Below are 4860 nucleotides of genomic sequence, written 5' to 3' on the forward strand. Positions count from 1 at the left end.
TCCCTTACCTGAAAGACAAAGAAGGCAAAAACACAGCAATCGGAACAGGCGGGATCAGTTGGTACATCGCGATTCCCAAATGGGCGCCTAACAAAGAAGAAGCGTTCAAGTACATGGATGCTAAGTTCGAGAAAGATACGTTCAAAGAACTGGCTATCGGTAAAGAAGGCGTTCACCACACCGTTAAAGACGGCAAATACTACCCGATTCTTCCTATCTTCAATGACAAATGGAACAACGGTAGCTACTACTTGACGGGTATCGACGAGAAGAACTATCCGATCTACTGGCAAGCACGTGTACGTAAAAATGAGCACGTTCAGAAGTACTTCGAAACTTACCAAGAAAATGCAAAAGCTGGCTTGGTATGGGACGCTCTGACATATGCACCTCCAATCGAAGCTCTGTCCAAAAACGGTCCTAAGCTGAACAAGCTGACCGAAGATACATTCATCAAATTCATCACAGGTTCCGAGCCACTTGAGAACTATGATAAGTTCGTGGCTCAATGGAAATCCGAAGGTGGAACTGAAATGGTAACAGCGGCTAACGAATGGTTCAAAACAGCACCTAAGAAATAATCAATTGTTTTAGGACTCACCACCACCAGCCTGTTATAAGCTGGTGGTTTTTTTCAATTGGGGAAGTATAATAGAAACCATGACTAAGAAAGTAAGGCGGTAGCTCATGAGAATCCATATTCTAGTAGCAGATGACGATCCGAACATTCGAGAGTTGCTGCGATTTCTATTCAATAAGGAAGGGTATCTCGTGTTCGAGGCGGAGAATGGTGAAGAGGCTTCGCTCGTGATGGAACGCGAGCAAGTTCATTTGGCCGTAGTGGATGTGATGATGCCACTTAAGAATGGGCTGGAGTTGTGCGAGGAGATCAGGAGACACTATGACATCCCGGTCATATTGCTGACGGCCAAGGGCGAGTTAGGTGACAAGGAACAAGGCTTCCTATCCGGAACGGACGATTATGTAGTCAAACCATTCGAGAGCAAGGAACTGCTCTTTCGCATCAAAGCATTATTGCGCCGTTATCAGTTGGTATCCTCAGAAGTGATTCGGTTGAATTCTACGTACATCGATCGCAAAAGCTATGATATCAAGATCGGGGACGCGACAATTACGATTCCGCTTAAGGAATTTGAATTGCTGGCACAATTGGCGAGTCAACCGGGCCGCATATTCACACGCGAACAGCTGTTGCAGCTGATCTGGGGGGCCGATTACGAGGGAGGAAGCCGAACGATTGATGTCCACATCAAGCGACTGCGAGAACGATTCTATGAGTTGACAGATGACTTCGTCATTACATCGGTTCGCGGACTTGGCTACAAGCTTGAGGTGCAGGGAGGATGAAGACGCTATACATAAGAATTGTCGCTACATTTCTGTTCATCGCCATCATCAGCAGCATATTGGCACTAATCATATCCAACTTTTATTATGTGTCCAAGATCAGAGGGTATAACGAGCAGAAGGTACAATTTATTGGCAAAGAAATCGTGCAATTATATGAACAGACGCCATCTTCAGATCTTCACGACTATTTGACGCATATCGGCAATATGGGTTTCCAAATCTATGCGGTCGATAACAAGCGAGAAGAGAGCTATTACGGGGCATCGTTCAAGCATAAGCAATTCGATCCCGAACTCGTGGATCGTGTGTTACGGGGTGGTACTTACGAAGGGATTGCTGAGGAAAAGCCTGCGTTGATGGTCACAAGGTACTTTGAGAACAGCATCCGGAATACAGTTGGTCTTCCCTTGCAAGTGGGCGGTCGTACGTATGCCCTATTCATCCGGCCTAATCTGGAGCAGCAAATCGGCGAGGTCCGGCTCATATTGGCCGTGTTATTAGGATTTACTTTCCTTATTAGTCTGGTATTAATTGTTATATCGTCGAGATACATCGTGCGGCCAGTGAAAAAATTAACCGAAGCGACGACGAAGATTGTGAACGGTGACTTCAAGATCGAGATGGACATAACACGGAAGGACGAGATCGGTAATTTATCGCGGCATTTCAAGCAGATGGCGGAATCACTGCAGCAACTCGACACGATGAGACAGGAATTTGTCGCGAACGTCTCGCACGAGATTCAGTCCCCCTTGACAACTATCCAAGGGTTCTCACAGTCGATGCTGGAGAAGCAGACGACACCGGAGGAGGATCAGCGATATCTACGGATCATCGAAGAAGAGAGCAGACGGCTCTCTTCACTGAGCAAGCAATTGTTGACTTTGGCAACGCTTGATAAAGAAACAAACGTAATCAAGATGAGCTCTTTTCGATTAGATGAACAGCTTCGTCATGTGTTGATTGTAACCGAGTGGCAATGGATGGAGAAGCAATTGCAGCTAGAACTGGACTTGCCGGACACCGTCATACATGCGGATTCCCAGTTGCTGCATCAAGTGTGGTTGAATCTGATTACGAACAGTATCAAATTCTCACAGCAAGGAGGTTCAATACAGATCGCATTAAGTGTGGAGTCGGACATTGTTGTGACGATAAGAGATTCAGGGATCGGTATACCAGACTCCGAGCTGCCTTATATATTCGAGCGGTTCTATAAGGCCGATAAGGCAAGGAATAGATCCCGCTCCGGAAGTGGTCTGGGGCTGTCGATCGCGAAGAAAATTGTCGAATTGCACCAAGGTACGATCGAAGTGAAAAGTGAATGGGGGAGTGGGACGTCTGTAACAGTCCGATTACCTGTTCATTAACTTGCGTTGTAATGCATTGTTCATCGTCCATTCATAATCTTGTCCTAGAATAACAAGTGACAATAGGATAGGAGGTCGGATCATCATGAATCGAATGTTACAAAGCTGGGCTCGTACGGTAAGCAGTCGAAAAGGGGCGGCAGCCGTGTTGATCGGTTGGTTGCTGGTCGTRCTTCTCCTAAGCGGGCTTGCTCCCGGAGCCAAACCTTATGCCGTAAGCAGCGGCGAAGGCAGTATTAAGGATAATACGCCATCCGCGGTGGCGGCAAGCATCTTGAAGGAGCAGTTTCCTTCCGAGGATGGCATGACTGCACTGCTCGTCTTCCACGGTCAGCAAGCGATCAGTGTTGAAGAACGAGCTAAGATTAATCAAATTAGCGAATGGTTGTCGTCTAGTGCAAAGCCGGAACACATCAGCAACGCACTACCGTTACACCACTTGCCAGAATCTGCACAGAATCGGCTGTATTCCGAGGATCGCACCACCTTGCTGCTTAACGTAACACTGGAGAAAGGGCTAGACTCGCATCAAACTTCAGATACACTTGAGCAGATTCGTACGCACGTAGATCAAGTTGGAATTGGATCGTTACAAATGGAAATAACAGGACCAGCCGGGATCGCTGCGGATACGATCCAGCTGTTCCGAAACGCTGACTTCGTATTAATGTTCGCTACGATCGGATTGATCCTGGTCATTCTGGTCATCATTTATCGTTCACCACTGCTAGCCGTTATCCCATTGGTTATCGCGGGAATTGTGTATCAAGTCGTTGATCGTATCCTTGGCTTGGCAGGAAAGAATGGCTGGTTTGTCGTAGACAAGCAGGCGCTTTCGATTATGATGATCTTGTTGTTCGCGGTACTAACCGATTATTGCTTGTTCATCATTGCCCGGTACAAGGAGGAATGGAAGCGAAGTGAGTCCAAGTATGAGGCGATGCGCAAAGCAATGACGCAGATTGCGGAACCGATATTGTTCAGCGGAGGTACAGTGCTTCTGGCGATGGTTGTGTTGTTCACTGCCGTATTCAAGCCATATCACAACTTTGCTCCCGTATTCTCAGTCGCTATGGTCGTCATCGTACTCGGTGGATTAACATTAATTCCTGCCATCTTCGTTCTGTTGGGCAAAAAAGCGTTCTGGCCTATCAAGCTGAGAAGAGAAGAGGGGCAATTGAAGCAGCCTACAGGTTTGTGGAGCAAAGTAGGTGCTGCTGTCACCAAGAAACCGGGTGTTGCGGCATCTGTGTTGCTCATTCTGTTCTTGTTGTCTTCATTCAGTATTGGTGGTATGAATTACTCGTTCAACCTGATGAAGTCATTCCCGAGTGATATCTCGTCGCGCCAAGGGTTCGATATTATGGAACAACGCTTCCCGCAGGGGCAGCTAGCTCCGGTATCTGTCATCTTGCAGTCTGACAAGGAAATTGTGCCTGATTCTGCGTTCATAAGTAATTTGAAAGGTCTAGTACAATCGCTTAAGAAACTGGACGGAATTAATGCAATAACACCAGATATTACGCCAGAACTATTCACAGCGGGGACATCGCAATCAAATGGCGTTCTGTCCCAGCAGAAAAAGGCAGTCAAGCTACAGCTTACTCTACAGATGAACCCGTATGACCAAGCTGCCTTGAACGTTTTGGACTCGCTGAGGGATCAGGAGCAGCAACTGCTGCAGGTGAATGGCTTCGATGCGTCACACTATTCCTTGCACTATGCGGGTCAAACTGCAGAGCAGTTGGATGTCCGTACTATGAATGAGCGCGATACGGTAGTCACGTTCGCAGGTATCGCGTTGCTGATTACGATTATGTTGGCTTTCCAAGCCAGGTCAATCGTACTTGCACTTATCATGATGGGCACGATGCTGCTCTCGTATACAGCGACACTTGGAATCAGCTGGTTAGTGTTCCATTATGGCCTAGGCTACGATGCAATTAGTTACCGGCTACCTGTTTATATATTCGTCTTCCTGATCGCTCTAGGTGTGGATTACAACATTATGTTAGTGTCGAGGATCAGGGAGGAAGCGAAGCATGCGGATTGGAAAGAAGCGGTGAGCAGGGGAGTGGCGCTTACAGGTGGCGTCATTTCATCAGCAGGTATTATACTG

4 protein-coding genes are annotated in these 4860 nt (G+C 47.2%); all 4 read left to right on the plus strand.

All coding sequences use genetic code 11. The features are described 5' to 3' along the window. Window positions 1–581, plus strand: a 581-nt coding sequence (locus AC1DWB_RS31320) for a type 2 periplasmic-binding domain-containing protein (RefSeq protein ID WP_477545011.1), incomplete at its 5' end; no start/stop codon positions are given. A 106-nt stretch (window positions 582–687) separates the two neighbouring features. Then, a complete protein-coding gene (locus AC1DWB_RS31325; RefSeq protein ID WP_477545012.1) occupies window positions 688–1368 on the plus strand; it encodes a response regulator transcription factor in 681 nt (226 codons plus the stop codon). Next, entirely contained in the window at window positions 1365–2741 is a 1377-nt protein-coding gene (locus AC1DWB_RS31330; protein ID WP_477545013.1) for a sensor histidine kinase, read from the plus strand. Before AC1DWB_RS31325 ends, AC1DWB_RS31330 begins: the two co-directional genes overlap by 4 nt. Before the next feature lie 85 nt (window positions 2742–2826). Then, window positions 2827–4860, plus strand: a 2034-nt coding sequence (locus tag AC1DWB_RS31335; RefSeq protein ID WP_477545014.1) for an MMPL family transporter, incomplete at its 3' end; no start/stop codon positions are given.

It is taken from the genome of Paenibacillus sp. P4_E11 (genome assembly GCF_056401635.1).